Source organism: Vibrio sp. M60_M70 (genome assembly GCF_037162085.1).
Classification (GTDB): Bacteria; Pseudomonadota; Gammaproteobacteria; order Enterobacterales; family Vibrionaceae; genus Vibrio; species Vibrio diabolicus.
In genome coordinates this window covers 944,208-960,415 of record NZ_JARLUL010000001.1, presented here as the reverse complement: position 1 = coordinate 960,415, position 16,208 = coordinate 944,208, and the positions used below count along the sequence as shown (strand labels likewise).

The 16,208-nt window shown below is 44.7% G+C and carries 10 protein-coding genes and 1 pseudogene; 2 read left to right on the top strand and 9 right to left on the bottom strand.

What is annotated here, in order from left to right; genetic code table 11:
• Positions 1-26: 26 nt before the first annotated feature.
• The 5 genes from P4S59_RS04550 to znuA all read right to left on the bottom strand — a co-directional run bounded on the left by P4S59_RS04550 (position 27) and on the right by znuA (position 8,049).
• Positions 27-257, bottom strand: coding sequence for a FeoC-like transcriptional regulator (locus tag P4S59_RS04550; protein ID WP_005396058.1), 231 nt, complete (start codon positions 255-257; stop codon positions 27-29).
• Positions 254-2,530 carry a Fe(2+) transporter permease subunit FeoB gene (gene feoB, locus P4S59_RS04545; protein ID WP_337168017.1) on the bottom strand — a complete coding sequence of 759 codons (2,277 nt, stop codon included), beginning with the start codon at positions 2,528-2,530 and terminating at the stop codon, positions 254-256. The genes P4S59_RS04550 and feoB overlap by 4 nt, the downstream gene beginning before the upstream one ends.
• On the bottom strand, positions 2,530-2,757 hold the full coding sequence (locus tag P4S59_RS04540) for a FeoA family protein (RefSeq protein ID WP_005382190.1): 228 nt from the start codon (positions 2,755-2,757) through the stop codon (positions 2,530-2,532). The genes feoB and P4S59_RS04540 overlap by 1 nt, the downstream gene beginning before the upstream one ends.
• 825 nt (positions 2,758-3,582) lie before the next feature.
• Positions 3,583-6,960: an AraC family transcriptional regulator gene (locus P4S59_RS04535; RefSeq protein ID WP_337168016.1), complete on the bottom strand. Its 3,378-nt coding sequence runs from the start codon at positions 6,958-6,960 to the stop codon at positions 3,583-3,585.
• A gap of 201 nt (positions 6,961-7,161) precedes the next feature.
• Complete coding sequence (gene znuA / locus P4S59_RS04530; protein ID WP_046874248.1) at positions 7,162-8,049, bottom strand: zinc ABC transporter substrate-binding protein ZnuA; 888 nt, start codon at positions 8,047-8,049, stop codon at positions 7,162-7,164.
• Between the two features lie 78 nt (positions 8,050-8,127).
• On the opposite strand from znuA, the gene znuC reads away from it, so the two are divergent.
• Positions 8,128-8,916 (top strand): zinc ABC transporter ATP-binding protein ZnuC, encoded by a 789-nt coding sequence (gene znuC, locus P4S59_RS04525; protein WP_006742704.1) that lies wholly within the window; start codon positions 8,128-8,130, stop codon positions 8,914-8,916.
• Entirely contained in the window at positions 8,909-9,694 is a 786-nt protein-coding gene (gene znuB / locus P4S59_RS04520; RefSeq protein ID WP_046874250.1) for a zinc ABC transporter permease subunit ZnuB, read from the top strand. Before znuC ends, znuB begins: the two co-directional genes overlap by 8 nt.
• Before the next feature lie 71 nt (positions 9,695-9,765).
• Here the strand turns inward: znuB and sucD are convergent, their stop codons facing one another.
• From sucD to sucA, 4 genes and pseudogenes are all read right to left on the bottom strand, one after another.
• Positions 9,766-10,638, bottom strand: coding sequence for a succinate--CoA ligase subunit alpha (sucD, locus tag P4S59_RS04515; protein WP_005382181.1), 873 nt, complete (start codon positions 10,636-10,638; stop codon positions 9,766-9,768).
• Positions 10,638-11,804: an ADP-forming succinate--CoA ligase subunit beta gene (gene sucC / locus P4S59_RS04510; RefSeq protein ID WP_005393009.1), complete on the bottom strand. Its 1,167-nt coding sequence runs from the start codon at positions 11,802-11,804 to the stop codon at positions 10,638-10,640. The genes sucD and sucC overlap by 1 nt, the downstream gene beginning before the upstream one ends.
• Before the next feature lie 213 nt (positions 11,805-12,017).
• A complete protein-coding gene (gene odhB / locus P4S59_RS04505; RefSeq protein ID WP_176320271.1) occupies positions 12,018-13,226 on the bottom strand; it encodes a 2-oxoglutarate dehydrogenase complex dihydrolipoyllysine-residue succinyltransferase in 1,209 nt (402 codons plus the stop codon).
• A 28-nt stretch (positions 13,227-13,254) separates the two neighbouring features.
• Positions 13,255-16,081, bottom strand: a pseudogene (gene sucA / locus P4S59_RS04500) (2-oxoglutarate dehydrogenase E1 component).
• Positions 16,082-16,208 lie beyond the last annotated feature (127 nt).

Genomic DNA, 16,208 nt, shown 5'->3' with positions numbered 1-16,208 from the left:
TTGTGCGCGATGGTTCATTGCTCCTACTACATGGTCACGGTAAGTGACAAACCATCGTGCTTTGTGACTGCATAGCGTATTCGCGTTATATGATGAGCTTTATTTGTATCTACCAAGCGAGAAATGCGACCTTTGTTAATCCATACACTTAACATGGCGTCTGCACCGTCTTCACTCATTCCGAACTGTTTTGCTAGCTCAGATTGGGAAACCGTTCCTTTTTCGGCAATATATTGATAAAGCTCTTTTAAAATCATACGACTTGCGCCTCAAACTCACCTTGATGTTTCTTGCCTACGCGCTTGAAAACGCGGTACGTGCCAAAGAAAATCGCAATAATTATGGCAATCCAAACGCCGCTGGTGATAGGGCTATCAGCGAAATGCATAAGCTGATGATAGAAAGTCGCACTCAAGTACGCGAGCCCCATTGTCCATACCGCTATGAAGCGCGCAAAGTTATTGCCGAATTCTCGAACATAGGCACCCATCGCAGCCACACAAGGAGTGTAAAGTAAGATAAAAATTAGGTACGCAAAAGCAGCATGACCAGAAACAAATTTCTCTTTTATGTTACCAAAGATCGATTCATCAATTTCTTGCTCCTCTGCGACTGCATGAGAATCCGCTAAATCACCGACGTCAATTCCCAGCGGATCAGAATAGCTCAGCCCTGCTAGGTTTTCAGGAATGCTCATCACCGCTTCTTCTAGGCTACCCACAAGATCAAAATCTGCATCCTCTCCATCGGTTGGCGTAGTATATAAGCTGTTCAATGTGCCCACGACTGCCTCTTTCGCGAAGATACCAGTAATAATACCAACCGTTGCTGGCCAGTTATCCTCTTGAATACCAATTGGTGCAAACACTGGCGTCACAACCTGAGCGGCTTTTGATAGAACCGATTTATCACTGTCTTCATTACCGAATGTACCGTCAGTTCCTAGCGAGTTGAGGAAGCTCAAGATAGCAACAACCACTACGATGGTTTTACCTGCACCCAATACAAAACGCTTAAGTTTTTGCCAAGTTTTGATCACGACGTTCTGCAATGTCGGAAGCTCATAGTCAGGCATTTCCATCACCAAGCTATCACTGCTGCCAGGATACAGCGTGTGCTTGAGGAACAAACCGGTAAACACCGCGGCGACAATACCAAGTAGGTAAAGTGCAAACACAATGTTTTGACCAGAGCCTGGGAAGAAAGCGGCAGCAAATAAAGCGTACACAGGTAAGCGAGCACCACATGACATAAACGGTGCCATCGACGCAGCCAACTTGCGCTCACGCTCTTGGTCTAGCGTGCGCGTTGCCATGATTGACGGAACGTTGCAGCCAAAACCAAGAACCAAAGGGACAAACGCTTTACCCGGCAAGCCGATTTTCTGCATCACTTTATCAAGCACAAACGCAGCGCGTGCCATGTAACCAGAGCTCTCAAGCACAGCAAGGAATAAGTACAAACACGCAATGACCGGGATAAAGGTCGCAACTGTTTGAATACCGCCGCCTAAACCATCAGCAATCACCGTAACTAGCCATACGGGGAGGTGACCATCTAATAAGTGATGTCCACCATCAACCAGCAATGCGCCTACACCAATGTCAAAAAAGTCGATAAATGCACTACCGATGTTAATCGAGAACATAAACATCAAGTACATAACCACAAAGAAGAATGGGATCCCAATCCACTTGTTCAAAATAAACTGGTCGAGTTTTTCAGTCACGCTACGGCTTAATTTGCCTTCGCTTCGGCGAACTTTTTTACACTGTTCATGCAGGTATGTGTACTTGGTATCCGCGACATGCAAATCGATATCCAAGTCTAAAGTCGCAATGACTTCCAATACTTTGCTTCTATCAATATCGGAAAGGCTATTGAGAACCATCGTGTCTTTTTCAAGCGCACGAATCGCTAATGCACGATGGGCGACGGTTTGATCGTTAAAAAGTGCGGAAACAGTTTGAATCGCCAACTCCATCTTTTCACCGTAATGCAAAGATAACTCTTTAAGCGCGACCCCTTGAACAATGGACTTATGAAGTTTTTCTTTAAACTCTGCAACTTGAGTTTTATTGGTTGCAGATAAACTTACTACAGGACAACCTAACGTTTTCTCAAGCTCTGAAACGTTAATCATTTGACGTTCACGTTTTAGCGCATCCATTTTGTTGAGAACAACAATCATAGGACGGCCAAGTTCGCGAAGTTGTAACGTCATATATAAGCTGCGCTCTAAACTCGTGGCATCAACCACGTTGATAATGAGATCAGCAGGATGAGTTAGAACCGCACGCGATGCAATGGATTCGTCAATACTATTGCTATCATTACCACTGTCTAACGAGTAAATACCAGGAAGGTCAGTGAGCAAAAACTCGTCACCCGCATGTTTGAATTGTCCCGTTTTCTTTTCAACGGTGACGCCTGCCCAGTTACCAACTTGCTGTTTTGCGCCAGTCAAACCATTAAATAGCGTCGTTTTACCACTATTAGGATTACCTACGGTAAGCACTTGATATTGCATTACACTCGCTCCACTTCAATTTTCTGAGCAATGGTTTCTCGCAATGCGACAGACACACCACGGACTTCGACTTGTAAAGGATCGCCCATTGGAGCACGTCGAATCACTTTGACTTCTGTATTGGGAAGCAGCCCCATTACCATGAGTTTCTTTCTGATATCTGATGAAAGACCATCTAACAACCGAATCGTCACCGTATCGCCAGGATTAATCTCTGATAACTTCATAGTGGCCCTTAAGAGTATTGCTAATGAGAAATATTATTATTTAATAAGTTTAGGCTGCCAATATTACTCTCCTATAACCCTTCAATCCTTGTGTGAAATCAAAGATTTCATAAATGTTTTCATGCTTTCAAACGTCAACTCCGTAAATTTCCTCTCGTTATTTACGTCAAAATTAACAATTAAAAATCACGACCAATGAAATAAAAATGTCACAAACAAATGGTAAAGATAAAAATCTCCATACAAAACAACAGGTTAGATGACATTTAAAACTTTGTCGTTTTTCTCATATCAACATGGCGTTATTTTTATAAGAAAAATAAGTAACCTCTCGTATAGTTACTCCATCGAGAGGGCAACCTCTCAAATGAATTCCAGAGGTGGCATGGCAACATGTCACTCCGGCAGCAAGCGAAGGTGTCATTGACACCCGTGGTATAGTCCCCCGGCTATACCACGATATTTTTTTCATCTCTCTCTAAACTCTTTATCTTATCCACCTTTTCAGCACAGTTCTGTTTTCACGAATTTCGCATACCCCCACTACTCAAATGAACCAACGCACTCTAGATACAAAAATACAACCATTCATCTATTTGTCGCCGTAGGTAAATCCGTCCTCTTAAGCCATGTATGGTTATAGCTAAGAACAGCGCTACTAACAGATAGAGCGTGACCGTGCTTACGTATTGAGAATGGATTTGTAGGCTAGATGTGATGAAGAAGCAATGAGAATCACTGCATTGGTAGCTCTAGAATAGTAGAGCACTATAAGCAGCTCCCCAGTCTTTTGAATATTCACTAGGGAGTGTGTAATGAGGTTTTTTAGTTGGTTTCTTGGCTTTCTTGAGTCAAAGCAAACTTGGAAGGAGGCAAACCAAAATGCAATTTAAACTTTTGGCTAAAGTAAGATGGATCATTAAAGCCGCAGTTAAACGCTACTTCGCTGATTTTCTCGCCCGCTAATAACTGCTCACACGCCGTTTCTAAACGAACTTCGGTTACATAATCTTTTAACGTTCTTGACGAGGCTGATTTAAAGCGCCTCTGTAAAGAGCGCTCTGACATGAACAGCATTTTAGCCGCTAAAGCAGTACCAAACTCAGGGTCATGGTAATGCTCAGCCACCAGCTGATAGACTTTTTGCAACCATTCTTTCTCTGGGGTCACTTTATCTTCGACGATAGGTTCAGACTCAAATTCTTGCAGAGATTCATCCACATAACTCATCTCCTTCGCAGTTGGCCATGTAATTTCGATTTTATTTTGAGCGTCGGAAGTAAACACCGCCAAGTATCCTCCACTCGTTGTCACTAACTGGGCAAGATGATCAATACTCAATTCAGAGTGGTTCATATTAGATGGACGCCCGGTCGTCACTTTATTAGGCAGTTGCGTCCCATAATCAAGAAAACTCAATGAAACAATATCATTGCCCTCTTCTAGCATGATTCTCACCGTTTGGCCTCGGAAAGAACGCTTGATGATATTGGCAAAAATGCTGTTGAAGATAACATCAAGGTTAAAGCTTTCCAGAGCAATTCGACTTGTTTTTCTCTCATCTTCAAGCTCCACCATAATCCCAGCCTTCGCAAAATCATCTTGCCATACATCAACCACCGATTGAGTTATCTGACTCAAATTGTAATTGTGACTGCCGCCGCTAGCTTCACCAGGAACACTTTTTAACTCATTTAATTGCCATGTCGTTTTCGCCAGATGATCTTCCGTAGCTGCATCCAAAGGTATGGGTAATTTTGACGCTATAAAATCCACACTGGACTTAATAGATTGCGCCACGTGATCAACCAACAGGTTTCTGACTTGAATCTGTTTACGTAGCTGTTGGTTACTCGTCAACAACACTCGGCTTTGATGCCTCAACTGGTTAGTTTTGAGTGTCACTTGCGCAGCTAAATCACGGTTAGCCTGTACAACATAGCGAGAACGCCAGTACATAAGTAGTGCAACCATGGCAATACTCACTACCACAAAACCTAAAATTGCGAGTTGCGATAAATACCAAGGATTAAGCACAATAAAATACGACTCGAGCCCAACCAATCCAGCAGCGACTTGAGACTCATTACTTACCTGCAGATGGTATTCACCGGAATTGAGATGCTCTAGAGTCAGTTGGCCTCCCTCTAGCGCTTGCCAAGGATCATCGCTATTCAATCGATAATACAAATTTTGGCTGTCTGGTTTTGGCATCACGCCAAATAAGAAACTTAGAGAAGAGCCATACGGTAATTTTATTCCATTCAAATCGGCGCTACCAACTTGTAGAACCTCGTTTTCAAGCACAACTTGGCTCACGATAAACTTCGACTCTGGAGGGTTGGACACAAGCAGCTTGGATGCTTCAGCTTTTACCAACCCGTATTTCGACCCTAGGACGAGCTCTCGCTCACTACCTTCTTTTTGCTGTATAACACTGCAGATTCCTGGTAGAAACTCGTTGTTCATTAAGCCAGACGCCGATGAATAATGTTTCACTAATTCACCCGAAAGGTGGTAATAGCTTAATCCGACAGAAGAGGCTAACCACACACCTTGCCTGTCTCTGATCAAGCAAGCAGGTCGCGCGTTGGGCACACTCATTTCAACAACATGTTTCTCGTTACTTCCTTTAATCGTTTTAAAAACGCCGTAAGATGACGCAAACCACTGACTGCCATCAACCGCCGTGACCATGTCTAATGATTCACCAAATTTTTCGGAATAGCGGATGAACTGGATGTTTTCATTGCTGTATTGATAAATCCCATGATCGGTCCCTATCAATAGAGAATCTTCAGTGTCGTATAAACGCGTAACCTTAGCTGGTAAGTACTGACTTACTAGCCACTCACTTCCAAAATTTCTTACGCTTTGCTTGGTTATATCAACATTGTAAAGATGGTATCCGCTTGATACCCAGAGACGCTCATTACCATCTACAGTCACATGCTCCACTCCGTGTCCAGCCATAACCTGTAAATAAGGAAATGTCACTTTGTTAAGACCATTCAGCTCGAATATTTCGAGCCCTTTAGAGGTCGCAAGCCAAAGCATCCCACCTTGAAATGCAAATTCATTGATCTGCGAATCAAGCTCCAAGACTTTGATGTTGCCACTCTCACCTGTCCGATAAAGCTTTCGGTCATCCGCGAACCAAAGCGCATCATCAGGTCCTGTGGAGGTTTGTCGAATTCGCCCTGATAAGGTTTGCGAGTCGTAACTACTGAAGGTTACTCGTTCAAACTTTTTACTAAACAAGGAGTAATAGCGAATGCCTTGGTTAGTCGCGATCCACATCCCTCCCATGTTGTCACTCAGTAGCGAATAGATCTTTGTATTATCCAGCTCCAGTTCAAGAAAGCTTGCAGGCTCGACTTCTGTCACTTCGCCTGACAAGAATGAGTATAAATACAGACCATGCTCAGTCCCCACCCAGTACTCTTGATTTGTCTCAGCGAAAGTCAACACATGAGAGCCGCCAATCTTAATCACCTCTTTATCAGGTTGATAAATATTGAAAATTAATGCCCCACGCAACGTTCCTACCAGAATTTCTCTGCGCGTGTGTGAGTAGTAGATCTTTTCAATGTAGTTCTGACCTGAAGCGACTACATGGTCAAACTTATCTCCTTCTGAAAGATAAAAGCCAGAAGTTGTAGCAAGTGCCCACTTCTCTTCGAGCAGAACTGCATCGTTAATATAAACATAGCTATTGTTGCTATGTTGATAGAGCTGCAACAAAGAAAAGGACTTTAACTCGCTAGTATCGATGTTGTAAGTATAGAAATGTGCGCCATCACTAACCCAAATATAATCTTCAGAAGAACCGATTTTTCTTATTTGCGACCCGGGGTTTAAGCTAAAGACTAAACGTCTTTCTTGATTTGGATAAGTTTGATACACCTCATTCTCAACAAAGGTCCAGAACGAGCCTTCATGATAAGCCAGTTGCTTGGCAGACGTTTGTAAAAAACTGCCTGATTTAGGTAGGATATTTTGGCCATCATAAAACAACACCCGCCCATGCACGTCGTGAATCCACAAGCCCCCTTGCTCACCCAAGAACAATTTTTTAGCCGCAATAAAAGTACCCTTAACCTGAGTCGGCAAAGGGTAAAAGATGGCATTCGCATTATGAAGAGCAAATGCTTGGAAAGATAGGAAAAAGCCCAACAAGACAAGGGCTAATTGGCGTAGCAAGACGAAAACCTTTTATATCAATTTGTGCTCGGCGCTCACCGTCCATATCTTCTACAGCATGGACTTATACGGTTATTTTGAGCTGCTAATTATTGATAATGATATCTCAATTACTGTTTGAGAAAAGGCTCGCCTTGCCAAAGGTTGTAATTCTTACTACTGGATCACGTTAAAAGGACTATTCCTACACAACAACACTACTTAATCCGTCTTTTGGCTCAAGCACTGCTCAAAATTATTCGCCATATTGTTGAGAAAAGTAAAGTAACTGCCCGGTTTTGCTTCAATTGTGCTCCCTAATGGGTCAAGTTCACCTTTGGCAACTTTGCTACCTCGCATCACGCTCTGAACGACAGCTGGAGTAAACTGAGGTTCAGAGAACACGCAGGCTACATCTCCTGAACTTAACTTTTGACGAATTTGGATTAAGGTTTTTGCGCCCGGCTTACGATCCGGGCTCACGGTGAAGTGCCCCATTTGATTTAACTCATAACGCTCTTCGAAATAACCATAAGCATCGTGAAACACAAAGTAACCTTTGTCTTTCACTGGCGATAATTTCTTCTTGATCTCTAGGTCCGTCTGGCTGAGCTCAGTTTCAAATTTTTTAAGGTTTTCTTGGTACTGTGCTGCATTTTCCGGATCAAGTGATCCCAGTTGATTCACGACAGCCTTGGCAACTTGTTGTGCTTGACTTACACCTAACCAAAAGTGCGGATCATGTGAACCATGATCGTGGCCATCATGGTCATGATTGTGCTCACTATCAAACTCACGCAAATCTAGATCTGGAATTTGACTAATAGTCAGAATATTCGATCTGTCTGACACGACTTTTTCCAGAAACGGTTCGAGATCATGTCCGTACCAAATAACTAAATCAGCAGAAGCGATTTTCTTAACATCCGATGGGCGTAAAGCGTAATCATGGGGTGAAGTGTTGGACTGCAGTAATACATCTGGCGAAGTCACCCCTTGAGTAAGTTCTGTCACTAATAACTGAATAGGTTTGATACTCGTTAGTACCGTTACTGCGTGTGCTGGCAACGTTAGCATCGCTGACGCAGCAAGAATTAATGCTCTTTTCATAGTTTTACTTGGGATATGGTGTAGAAAGTGTGATAATGTTACATTATAACATTATTGATTTGCAAATGAGTTTCATTCATGTCTTCCTTAGTCCATCTTGAGCACTTATGCGTCGAGTTCGATGGCCGCAGAGTTCTCGATAACATTAGTATGGAATTACAAAAGGGCAAAATAACAACCCTAATTGGTCCCAATGGAGCGGGAAAATCAACGTTAGTCAAAGTCATTTTAGGCCTTCAAAAACCGACTAGCGGCAAATTAAACCGGCAAAGAAAACTAAAAATTGGTTATGTTCCTCAAAAATTGAAACTCAATGACTCTCTTCCATTGAATGTCACCCGTTTTCTAAATTTAGCAGGAAAATACAGTAAACAAGAATGTATTGATGCATTAAGGCTTGTTGGCGCTGAGCATTTAATTAGTAGTAACATGCATCGCTTATCAGGTGGTGAAAACCAACGCGTATTACTTGCGCGTGCTTTGCTTCAACGCCCAGAGCTGTTAGTGCTAGATGAACCTGCGCAGGGTGTGGATATTCAAGGTCAAATCGATCTCTACGATCTAATTGAAAGCATTCGTCACCGATTCGATTGCGGTGTATTTATGGTGTCACACGACTTACATTTAGTAATGGCCAAAACAGATGATGTCATTTGTCTGCATCACCATGTTTGCTGTTCTGGTTCACCTGCCACGATTACTCAGCACCCTTCTTACATCGCGCTATTTGGCAATGCAGCGAGAGAATCGCTCGCGTTTTATCATCACGACCACGAGCATCATCATCACGATTTATCCGGAACGCCAGTAACTGGCGATGCGACATCATGCTCCAACCATAAACACGGACATCATCATCATGATTGAGTTTCTTCTACCTTCTATTCTTGCTGGTATTGGCATCGCGATCATTGCAGGTCCTCTTGGATCATTTGTCGTTTGGCGCAAAATGGCTTACTTCGGTGACACCCTAGCACATGCTTCATTGATGGGTTTGGCATTAGGCTTTCTGCTCAACGTGAACCTTTATCTTGCCCTACTCGTTTGCTGTTTAGCACTCGCGGTATTGCTCGTGACACTACAGAAACAACAACTGGTCGCAACCGATACGCTTCTGGGTATACTCGCCCATAGCGCATTATCTGTTGGTCTAGTTTCTGTTAGTTTCTTGGATAATGTCCGTGTTGATCTGATGAGTTACTTGTTCGGTGACTTACTCGCAGTATCTCCGCAAGATCTGATGTTCATTTACGCAGGTGTCGCTGCTGTTAGTGTGTGTCTTTACGTTTTTTGGCGACCTTTATTGTCGAGCACAGTTAGTGAAGAGCTTGCTGCCGTCGAGGGCGTCAATACAGACTTAGTTAGATTGGTGTTAATGCTTATGGTAGGTGTTGTGATTGCCGTAGGAATGAAGTTTGTTGGGGCACTTATCATGACTTCTTTGCTGATCATCCCAGCAGCAACAGCACGTAAGGTCTCTTCATCACCAGAGCAAATGGCACTGTTCGCATCTATTATTGGCTCTGTGGCAGTACTAATGGGGCTTAGCCTATCATGGCACTTCGATACGCCGGCTGGCCCATCAGTAGTAATCAGCGCAACATCTCTGTTTATGCTTAGCCAATTTATTCGCCAAAAATCGTAAAAAGCACCTTGATACAAAAAAGCCTAGCAACAATTGCTAGGCTTTTTTAGCTTTAAGCTTCGAGTTTGAAATTACCAGCCCGTTACTTCACGTAGACCTTGGCCGATCTCTGCTAGAGATTTCACAGTCTTAACGCCCGCCGCTTCTAGTGCTGCAAATTTATCTTCAGCAGTACCTTTACCGCCAGAGATAATCGCACCAGCGTGGCCCATACGTTTACCAGGAGGAGCAGTTACACCAGCAATGTAGGAAACCACTGGCTTCGTTACGTTTTCTTTAATGTATGCTGCTGCTTCTTCTTCTGCAGTACCACCGATTTCACCGATCATAACAATCGCTTCTGTTTCAGGGTCTTCTTGGAACAGTTTTAGAATATCAATGAAGTTTGAACCTGGGATTGGGTCACCACCAATACCAACACAAGTAGACTGGCCGAAACCTTCGTCTGTTGTTTGCTTAACTGCTTCGTAAGTTAGAGTACCGCTGCGAGATACGATACCTACTTTACCTTTCTTGTGGATGTGACCAGGCATGATACCGATCTTACACTCGTCAGGAGTGATAACACCCGGACAGTTAGGACCGATCATACGAACGCCAGTTTCTTCTAGCTTCACTTTTACGTCGATCATATCTGTTGTAGGAATGCCTTCCGTGATTGTTACGATTAGCTCGATGCCCGCATCAATCGCTTCTAGGATTGCATCTTTACAGAAAGGTGCTGGCACGTAGATGACTGTCGCTGTTGCGCCAGTTGCTTCTACTGCTTCGCGTACTGTGTTGAATACAGGTAGGCCTAGGTGAGTTTGGCCACCTTTACCAGGAGAAACGCCACCAACCATCTGAGTGCCGTATGCGATAGCTTGCTCTGAGTGGAACGTACCTTGACCACCAGTGAAACCCTGACAGATTACTTTAGTGTCTTTGTTAATTAATACAGACATTATTTAGCCTCCGCAGCAGCAACAACTTTCTGAGCAGCATCCGTTAGCGACTCAGCAGCAATGATATCAACATCAGAATTAGCAAGAACTTCGCGACCTAGGTCAGCGTTAGTACCTTCTAGACGAACAACAACAGGTACGCTTACACCTACTTCTTTAACCGCACCGATAATACCTTCTGCGATCATGTCACAACGTACGATACCACCGAAGATGTTAACAAGTACCGCTTTCACGTTGTCATCTGATAGGATGATCTTGAATGCTTCAGCAACACGCTCTTTCGTCGCGCCGCCACCTACGTCTAGGAAGTTAGCTGGTTTGCCGCCGTGTAGGTTTACGATATCCATCGTACCCATTGCTAGGCCTGCACCGTTAACCATACAGCCAACGTTACCGTCTAGTGCTACGTAGTTCAGTTCCCACTGAGCTGCGTGTGCTTCACGCTCATCTTCTTGTGATGGATCGTGCATTTCACGAAGCTTAGGCTGACGGTAAAGAGCGTTTGAATCGATGTTGATCTTACCATCAAGACATAGCAGGTTGCCTTCACCAGTAACCACAAGCGGGTTGATCTCAAGTAGAGCAAGATCGTACTGGGCGAACATCGTGCCAAGACCCATGAAGATCTTAACGAATTGTTTGATTTGGTCGCCTTCAAGACCAAGTTTGAACGCAAGCTCGCGACCTTGGTAAGCTTGTGGGCCTACTAGTGGATCGATTGCAGCTTTGTGGATAAGCTCCGGCGTTTCTTCCGCAACTTTTTCGATTTCAACACCACCTTCTGTTGAAGCCATGAAAACGATCTTACGGCTTGCACGGTCAACAACCGCACCTAGGTATAATTCGTTTGCAATGTTTGAAGCTTCTTCAACAAGGATTTTTGTAACTGGCTGACCGTTAGCGTCAGTTTGGTAAGTCACTAGGTTTTTACCTAACCACTTTTGTGCAAACTCTTTAACACCTTCTTTTGTATCGTGCAGCTCTACACCGCCCGCTTTACCACGGCCACCAGCGTGAACCTGACATTTAACTACTTTCTTTTCTGTACTGATACGGCCTGCGGCTTCAAAAGCTTCTTGTGGTGTATCACACGCGTAGCCTTCTGGCACAGGCAAACCGAATTCTGCAAACAGCTGTTTGGCTTGGTATTCATGCAAATTCATTTCGATATTCCGTTTGTTTTTCCCTTAGGGGATTTATTATTTCCATAACGCTGCAGTCTTGGCTGCTTGTACGTCTGTAGGGTCTTCTCAAATCAATCCCTCATCACGAGTACCCATGGTGTGGGATTCAAATGAAGGCCAGACGTTGAGCTAGTCTAGCCATTGAAATTTTTAACGTCTAGCTACCTACGATAACTAGACGTTTTAGCGATATTAAACGTCTAATAGGAGACGTGCTGGATCTTCTAGCAACTCTTTAATCGTCACTAGGAAGCCAACAGACTCACGACCATCAATTAGGCGGTGATCGTAAGACAGCGCTAGGTACATCATCGGCAAGATTTCAACTTTGCCATCCACTGCCATCGGACGCTCTTGGATCTTATGCATACCAAGAATCGCTGATTGAGGTGGGTTGATGATTGGTGTAGACATTAGTGAACCGAACACACCACCGTTTGTGATAGTGAAGTTACCGCCCATTAACTCGTCTACCGTTAGCTTGCCATCACGACCTTTGATAGCCAGTTCTTTGATGCCTTTTTCAACATCAGCGAAACCAAGCTTGTCACAGTCTTTTAGGACAGGTGTAACTAGACCACGTGGCGTTGATACCGCCATGCTAATGTCGAAGTAGTTGTGGTAAACAATGTCATCGCCATCAATCGAAGCATTTACTTCTGGGTAACGCTTAAGCGCTTCTGTTACTGCTTTTACGTAGAAAGACATGAAGCCCAAACGAATACCGTGACGCTCTTCGAACTGATCTTTGTACTGCTTACGAAGGTCCATGATTGGTTTCATGTTCACTTCGTTAAACGTCGTTAGCATTGCCGTGTTGTTCTTCGCCTCTAGCAGACGGTTAGCGACTGTCTTACGCAGGCGAGTCATTGGAACACGTTTTTGGCTACGAGCCGCTGCCGGTACGTCAACCACTGCTGGTGCTTCTTCTTTTGGCGTAGCTTTAGCGTTCGCAAGATGCGCTTCAATATCTTCGCGCGTAATACGGCCACCAACGCCAGTACCTTTCACTTGGCTTGCTTCTAAGCCATGCTCAGCCAATAAACGACGTACTGCTGGGCTTAGCGCATCATTGCTTTCTTCGCTAAGCGCAGCTTTATGACGTTTATCAGGAGATGCTTCCGTACCTTCTGTTTTGTCTGCGGTAGGCTCACCTGCAACTGCACCTGGCTTCAATTTAGCAATGATTTGTTTAGAAAGTACTGTCGCACCTTCTTCTTCAACGATAGCTTCCAAAACGCCTGCTTCCGGAGCTGGCACTTCTAGTACGACTTTGTCTGTCTCGATGTCAACCAAAACCTCGTCACGCTCTACTGCGTCGCCTGGTTGTTTGTGCCATGTCGCTACGGTTGCATCAGCAACTGATTCAGGTAAATCTGGAACCAGAATTTCAATTGTCATATCTGTTTCTTCCTTTAACTTCTAGTTCTTAATTCGAAGTTTTTGAGTTCACGTTCAGAGCGTCTTCAACCAACGCTTTTTGTTGTTTCAAGTGCACCGACATGTAGCCAACTGCTGGCGAAGCAGAAGCTGGGCGACCTGCGTATTTAAGATCTGCACCTGCAGGAGTAGCGGCACGGAAGTTGTGTTGGCTACAGTACCAAGCACCTTGGTTCTGAGGCTCTTCCTGACACCACACGAAGTCTTCAACGTTAGTGTATTGAGCAATCGCTGCTTGTACTTCTTCCATCGGGAATGGATAAAGCTGCTCGATACGCACGATAGCGACATCGTCTTGCTCGTTGTTACGGCGCTGCTCCAGTAGGTCAAAATAAACCTTACCTGAACAGAACACGACGCGTTTTACTTTGCTTGGGTCTAAATCATCTACTTCTGGAATTGCAGATTGGAATGTACCGTCCGCTAAGTCTTCAATTGTCGAAGTACATAGAGGATGGCGCAGCAAAGATTTTGGCGACATCACAATCAGAGGTCGACGCATTGGGCGTACAACTTGACGACGAATCATGTGGTATACCTGAGCCGGTGTTGAAGGAACTACAACCTGCATATTTTGCTCAGCACACAACTGAAGGTAACGCTCTAGACGTGCAGAGGAGTGCTCTGGGCCTTGACCTTCGTAACCGTGAGGTAGAAGCATTGTGAGACCACACAAGCGTGCCCATTTCTGCTCACCTGACGAGATGAATTGGTCAATCACAACCTGCGCGCCGTTGGCAAAGTCACCAAACTGCGCTTCCCAAATAGTCAAACCACCTGGCTCTGCTGTTGCGTAACCGTATTCAAATGCCAATACCGCTTCTTCTGACAGTACTGAGTCAAACACTTGGAATGGACCCTGATTGTCATGAATATTCGCTAATGGAATGTACGTGCTTGCATCTGTTTGGTTATGAAGAACCGAGTGACGGTGGAAGAAAGTACCACGACCCGAATCCTGACCAGAAAGGCGAATACGCTTGCCATCATCAACTAATGTTGCATACGCCAATGTTTCGGCCATACCCCAGTCGATTGCTTTTTCACCGGTCATCATTGCTAGGCGATCGTTGTAAAGCTTATTAACACGGCTTTGCAGTTTATGGCTTTCTGGATACTGACAAAGACGATTACCCAACTCGATAAGACGCGTCTTGTCATATTTTGAATCCCACTCCATATCCCATTCATGCCCTAAGTAAGGGGACCAGTCTACAGAGTGCAACGCCATTGGACGCCATTCTTTAACCACCACTTCACCGCGGTCTAATGCGTCGCGGTACTCATTGACTAACTGAGTCGCTGTCTCGATATCTGATTCGTTTTTATCGATCAGAATATCCGCATACAATTTGCGTGGTGTAGGGTGTTTTTTGATTTTTTGGTACATCAAAGGCTGAGTCGCGTTTGGCTCATCGGCCTCGTTGTGACCGTGGCGACGGTAACACACCAAATCAATCACGACATCGCGCTTGAACTCGTTGCGGTAATCCAAAGCAATACGAGTAACAAAAGCAACCGCTTCTGGGTCATCGGCATTCACATGGAAAATTGGCGCCTGAACCATCTTCGCGATATCTGTACAGTACATCGTTGAACGCGTGTCACGAGGGTTAGACGTCGTAAAGCCAACTTGGTTGTTAATAACGATACGCACCGTACCACCGACTTGGAAACCACGAGCCAGTGACATGTTGAACGTTTCGGCAACCACACCCTGACCAGCGATTGCAGAGTCACCGTGGATAGTGATAGGAAGCACTTTGCTACCTTGATTATCACCCAAGCGATCTTGACGTGCTCGCACCGACCCCATGACTACTGGGTTGACGATTTCTAGATGCGATGGGTTAAATGCAAGAGCTAAGTGAACATCACCACCTGGGGTAGCAAAGTCGGCAGAGAAACCTTGGTGATATTTCACATCACCCGTGCCCCAAGTTTCGTCGTGTTTACCGGCAAACTCATCGAACAGATCTTGAGGCTTCTTACCAAGCACGTTCACCAGCATGTTCAAACGACCACGGTGAGCCATACCGATAACCACTTCACGCATCCCACTTGTTCCCGCGTGACGGATCAACTCTTTCGTCATCGGAATCAGTGCGTCACCACCTTCTAGAGAGAAACGTTTTGCACCTGGGAATTTCGCTCCGAGGTAACGCTCCAAACCTTCAGCGGCTGTTAGCTCTTCTAGGAATGTGCGCTTCTCATCTTTGTTGAATGATGGCTGGCCTACGACAGACTCAAGACGTTGTTGGATCCAACGTTTTTGCTCTGTGTCAGTCATGTGCATGTATTCAGCACCGATGGAACCGCAGTAAGTTTTGTTGAGGGCTTCATAGATGTCTTTCAACTTCATGGTTTCTTGCCCAACAGCAAAAGAACCTACGTTGAAAGTTTCTTCGAAGTCATCTTCGGTAAGATTATGAAAAGCAGGGTCTAACTCCGCCACGGTTGGGCGTTGCCATAGACCTAGTGGGTCTAGTTCTGCAGCTTCATGTCCGCGGAAACGGTATGCGTTGATTAGCTGTAGAACTTTTACTTGTTTTGCATCGACATCTGGGTCACTAACTTGGACATTGTAATGCTTTGTTTCTCTAGCGAGTCGACGGAAGTAGTCACGGACACGTGAATGTGGTTGTTCTGCCACTTCTTCTGACGGCTTAGGTAAGCCTTCAAAAACACGTTTCCACTCCTCACTTACCAGATCGGGATCACTTAGATACAGTTCGTAGAGGTCCTCTACATACGTTGCATTGGCGCCAGCCAGAGTGTGAAGACTCGAGCCATGCCTTCATCACGCCGTTGTGCATATTTTCCCTTAACCAGTAGTTTTCACGTTTGCTTCGGTCTTTGCCGAGCTATAAGAGCCGACCAGAACTAGTCGGCAATTTTTGTATTCTTTACTCGAAATATTCTTGAAGCAGTGAAGCGGTCATA

Bases quoted from the DNA above. Each gene is read 5' to 3' on its own strand.
- P4S59_RS04550 (WP_005396058.1), bottom strand. From the start codon at position 257: ATGATTTTAAAAGAGCTTTATCAATATATTGCCGAAAAAGGAACGGTT.
- feoB (WP_337168017.1), bottom strand. From the start codon at position 2,530: ATGCAATATCAAGTGCTTACCGTAGGTAATCCTAATAGTGGTAAAACG.
- P4S59_RS04540 (WP_005382190.1), bottom strand. From the start codon at position 2,757: ATGAAGTTATCAGAGATTAATCCTGGCGATACGGTGACGATTCGGTTG.
- znuA (WP_046874248.1), bottom strand. From the start codon at position 8,049: ATGAAAAGAGCATTAATTCTTGCTGCGTCAGCGATGCTAACGTTGCCA.
- znuC (WP_006742704.1), top strand. From the start codon at position 8,128: ATGTCTTCCTTAGTCCATCTTGAGCACTTATGCGTCGAGTTCGATGGC.
- znuB (WP_046874250.1), top strand. From the start codon at position 8,909: ATGATTGAGTTTCTTCTACCTTCTATTCTTGCTGGTATTGGCATCGCG.
- sucD (WP_005382181.1), bottom strand. From the start codon at position 10,638: ATGTCTGTATTAATTAACAAAGACACTAAAGTAATCTGTCAGGGTTTC.
- sucC (WP_005393009.1), bottom strand. From the start codon at position 11,804: ATGAATTTGCATGAATACCAAGCCAAACAGCTGTTTGCAGAATTCGGT.
- odhB (WP_176320271.1), bottom strand. From the start codon at position 13,226: ATGACAATTGAAATTCTGGTTCCAGATTTACCTGAATCAGTTGCTGAT.